The sequence below is a fragment of the Coprobacter sp. genome, from assembly GCF_982436375.1.
In genome coordinates this window covers 1-4,961 of the sequence record NZ_CEWDCG010000207.1, presented here as the reverse complement: position 1 = coordinate 4,961, position 4,961 = coordinate 1, and the positions used below count along the sequence as shown (strand labels likewise).

Below are 4,961 nucleotides of genomic sequence, written 5' to 3'. Positions count from 1 at the left end.
GTAATTTTGAGATGATAATTTTTCTAACGGTTAAACTTTTAATATCATGAAGCAGAACTTCTCTCGAATAAGTTTATTCATTTTATTTTGTTTTTTATTGTTTTGGGGAACAGTTTCTCAGGCAGCGGAGTGGGAGATGAAAAAAGGTCCCATGATGACTACGTGGTCTGAAACGATAGACCCGAATAATGTTTTGCCCGAGTATCCGAGGCCGCAAATGGTTCGGTCGGATTGGATGAATCTGAATGGAGTGTGGGATCTCAGGAAAGGTGTAATTGACGAGGCCTATTCGGCAGATTTCGATTATGATAAAAAGATATTGGTGCCGTTTCCTTTGGAATCGGCTATATCGGGAGTTATGGAGAAAAGCGACGAACAATGTTATTGGTATAGAAGAACTGTCGTGATTCCCGAATCGATGAAAGGAAAAAACATATTGCTCCATTTCGGTGCTGTCGATTGGAAAACAGTCGTTTATGTAAACGGAACTCAGGTAGGTACGCATACCGGAGGTTATGATCCTTTCTATTTTGATATTACTTCTGCCTTAAAAGGTAGCGGAGAGCAGGAGATTGCTGTATATATTTATGATAATACAGGTATGGAAGGACAGCCGACAGGGAAGCAATCCAGAAATCCTTCCATATGCTGGTACACGGCAGTGAGCGGTATTTGGCAGACTGTATGGTTAGAGCCGGTGAATCCGGTGCATATAGCGTCATTTACAATGGAGCCTAATTTAGATAAAAAGTGGTTGTCGCTTATGGTAAATCCGAGCGAGCCCGAGGGCGTTACGGTCAATGCGAAAATAAAGGATAAAGAAGGAAATGTCGTTTCGACATTGGAAAATGGGAATCCTGCCGGTATTATCCGCATGACGATCGATGGGGAGGTACACCCGTGGTCGGTAGAAGATCCTTATTTATATGATCTTGAAATTTCTCTTCTCAAGAACGGGAAAGAAACGGATGCTGTGAAAAGTTATTGCGGAATCCGTAAGATCGAGGTTAAAAAAGTTGGAGATATTCCTCGTATATTCTTGAATGATAAGCAAATTTTTCAGATGGGACCGCTTGACCAAGGATGGTGGCCTGACGGATTATATACTGCACCCAGTGATGAGGCATTATTATTCGATATCCGCACGATGAAAGACTTGGGTTTCAATATGGTGCGTAAACATATCAAGACCGAGCCAGCTCGTTGGTATTATCATTGCGATAAAGAGGGAATTTTGGTTTGGCAGGACTTGCCGAGTCCGAATCTGCCCAAAGGTCATGAAGATTTTGCAAAAGCAAATTTTGAGTCGGAATCGAAATCTATCATAGATGCGTTGAAAAATCATCCCAGCATTGTTCAGTGGATCGTTTTTAATGAAGGTTGGGGACAATTCGATACGGAGCGTATGACTAACGTGGTAGATTCTAAAGTGAACTCATTGAATCCGGCACGCTTTGGAAAAACTACTTTGATCTGTTGTGCAAGTGGGTGGACTGATGCCGAAGTCGGTAATATTATCGATACGCACAGTTATCCCGATCCTTCTTGTCCTTCTAATGCAAATCGGGCTGCGGTTTGCGGAGAATATGGCGGAATAACGTTGAAAGTGCCGGGACATATTTGGCCGGGAGGTGATTTTCAATATACTACGGTAGAGACAGGTCGGGATTTCACAGCATTTTTTAATGGCTTATGCGATAAAATAAAGGATTTTTATTACCAAGGATTGAATGCAGCGGTATATACCCAAATTTCGGATGTTGAAATCGAGAAAAACGGAATATTAACTTATGACCGTCGTGTTTTGAAGCCATACTCTCCTTATGGAGAATTGAAAGCGAAAATCGAGGAGTGTGTAAATATGCCTCAAAATAAGGTGATTATTAAGCCGATACTTTCTACGGCAAAAGATCATAAATATACATGGCGTTACAATACGACGACCGATGTTCCCCGCCGTTGGTTTGCCAAGGAATTTGATGATCGGGCTTGGGCAAAAGGTGTGGCAGCTTTTGGTGCCGGACTACCTGAACATTCTGCTGATCTTGTTTCTACAGAGTGGAAAACGAGTCAGATTTATATGCGACGTTGGTTCTATTTGGGAGATATTACTCCGGAAATGATCGATAAGTTGCGGTTTGTTTTATTCCATGACGATGATATAGAAATTTATATTAACGGGGTATGGGCTGCGACCAGAACCGGATGTGTCTTTAATTATGTACCGAAAGATATTTCGGAAGAAGCTAAGAAGGCATTGAAACCGAATAGTTGGAATTTGATTGCTGTCGGAGGGAAACAAGGTGGTGGACAGCAGATTATGGATATCGGGATATCAGCTTTTGTGACCGAAGATTTTGAATATATCGAGAATTATGATGAATTGGAAAATCCCGAATATTCGGATATCCCTACTCCGGGAATAGTGATAACTCCGAAATTTGAAAAAATACTTCAACCTGTTCCGGCAGAACCGGCACAGTCGGGAAATGGGGCAGATGTTGCAGCAGGAGAGTTTTATCATACATCGGATCGTTCGAATGTAGCTTGGGGGGATTTTGATAATGACGGAAAATTGGAACTTGTATATTCGGGAAATAACGACCACCTCTCTTCCTCGAAACAAGGAGCTACATTACTGTATAAATATGCCGGAAATGATGAGTTTGAACGAAAAGATAGCCCTTTTGATATTTGTTATTATGCTTGTCCGGTATGGTTCGATTATAACAATGACGGATTATTGGATCTTTTTGTTCCCGGTTTGAAAAATAAAGATTATGAAAATGATCTAAATGATGTAGCAGCCTTTTTATATGAGAATAAGGGTAAAGGAGCGGATGGAAACTATGTTTTTGAAGAGGTGAATGTTGCCGATAAATCAGGAAATCGCATGGGAATTTATCCTATATATAATGATACGGACGGAGGTCGTTCCCGTCAATGGGTTTCGGTAGGTGATTATGATAAAGACGGCTACTTGGATATTGTTGTCACCGGAAGGGATGATTATGAAGATGCGGACGGAATGTTAGCAGAAGATGGCAATGTTTTGGTACACCATGACCGTCGTGCCGTATATCTCTATAAGAATGATAAAGGTAAACGTTTTATCCGGCAAGAAACTCCGCTTAACGGAACTGATCCGTTCTTAGGTTTGGCGAGAGGGTCTGTTTACTTTGCCGATATGGATAATGACGGTTGGTTAGATATCGTTTCGTCGGGATATGGCCCGAATGAAGGAAATCTGCATGTTTATTGGAATAATGGTGACGGCACTTTCAGTGAAACCGGACAACATTTTTACGGATCGTATGATTCTTCTTGCGCTTTGGGCGATTTGAATTCCGACGGATACGTGGACATTGTCGTTACAGGTTATTCCCGAAATAAAGGTGGGAATGCTAAATCGTTCTTTGTATATAAAAATTGCGGAAATCGTAGTTTTGAAATGTTGAATGATGCTTTCTGCGGTTTTGAAGGTGTAGATGGTGCAACTCCTTCGCTGGGAGATGTTAATCATGACGGACTGCCGGATATTTTAGTGGGAGGTCATGGAGCCAAGCATGAGATTACTACTTGGTTGTATTTGAATAAGGGAGATTTTTGTTTTGAGTCTTACGGGGCTTATTATGATGATCCTTTCGGCAAATCAGGAACTTTTGACAGAATCAGTCATGGAAATAATCATTTGGTAGATTATGATAATGACGGTTATCTGGATGCTTGGAATATGGGATGGGCACAAACATCGGTATGTTCGAAATCTTGTGCTGCACAATTGTGGAAAAATAATTCAGGCAGTAAGGATATCGATTCTAATGCGGCTCCGTCAACTCCGAAGAATTTGAGATGTTCTTATGATAAGAATACACGCATGGTAACCTTTACATGGGATGCTGCCTCAGATGACGCGACTCCGGCATCGGCATTACAATATAATTTGTATTTGAGAAAGGCCGGTTCATCGGAATATTTTATGACAGTTCCGGCTGATCCGGCTACTGGATTTATTAAGGTGGCAGAGATTTCGGGTCAGATAATGACGACCTCTTATTCTATGTACGTCCCTGATGAAAATGTCGATTATGAGTGGGGGGTACAGGCTATCGACAATGGGAAAAGAGGCGGAAAGTTCGCCAAGTCGGATTTTAATCCTACAACGACCGGTTTAAAAAAAAAAGAGGTTTCAGACGTTAACGTCTATGTCTCAGACGGAAATGTCTGCTATAATGTAGGAGAAAAGAATGCTATTCTGAAAGTTACCGATGCAGCGGCCTCTCTTATTTCTGTTGTTTCGGTAAGTGGAAAAGGTGTTCTTGAGAATTTGAATAAAGGAATTTACTTTATTTCTGTAATAGCGGATAAAGCTATTAAGGTGTTTAAAATAATTTTGTGATGTAAATGTGTTTTTCAGGTTTTCTAATAGGTAAAAATTAGGATTGGTTGTAGTGTGATGTGGAGGCTGTCGTTTGGCAGCCTCTATTTTTTTATTATAGTCTGTTCGATATATTTTTTTCGGAACGTATCTCAAACATATTGAAAAATATTATGCTTTATTGGGGGATTTTCTCCTTTTAGAACCTGAATTTTGCTCGGGTCAGATTTTGATAGTTTCTTTCGAGGATGCTTTATTGTTTTTGCAGGGATAAATAGCGGGCTATCGTGAAAACAACCGGACAGGAAGAAATCGCAAAAACGATCTGATAATATCTTTTTATCGGAAAACTCAGACAGATAAGGTGTGTGAAATATTTTGTAAAGATAAAGATAAAGAACTTGAGATATGTGTGTTGCATATTTGAGAAAGAAAAACTGATATCTCAAACAATTAGTTTTTTAGTTACTCGTATTTTGTCTATTTTTTTATAACGGTTACTCCAATTGGATACAAAAAAGCTGCCTCAAAATGAAGTGACCCCCAAAAGTTGGACAAGTTAAACATTATCCCGTAATAGAAA

1 protein-coding gene is annotated in these 4,961 nt (G+C 40.2%); it reads left to right on the top strand.

Features of this window, described 5'->3' with window-relative positions; genetic code table 11:
- Positions 1-46 precede the first annotated feature (46 nt).
- On the top strand, positions 47-4,399 hold the full coding sequence (locus tag AC1WHX_RS10385) for an FG-GAP-like repeat-containing protein (RefSeq protein ID WP_481229302.1): 4,353 nt from the start codon (positions 47-49) through the stop codon (positions 4,397-4,399).
- Positions 4,400-4,961: the final 562 nt, after the last annotated feature.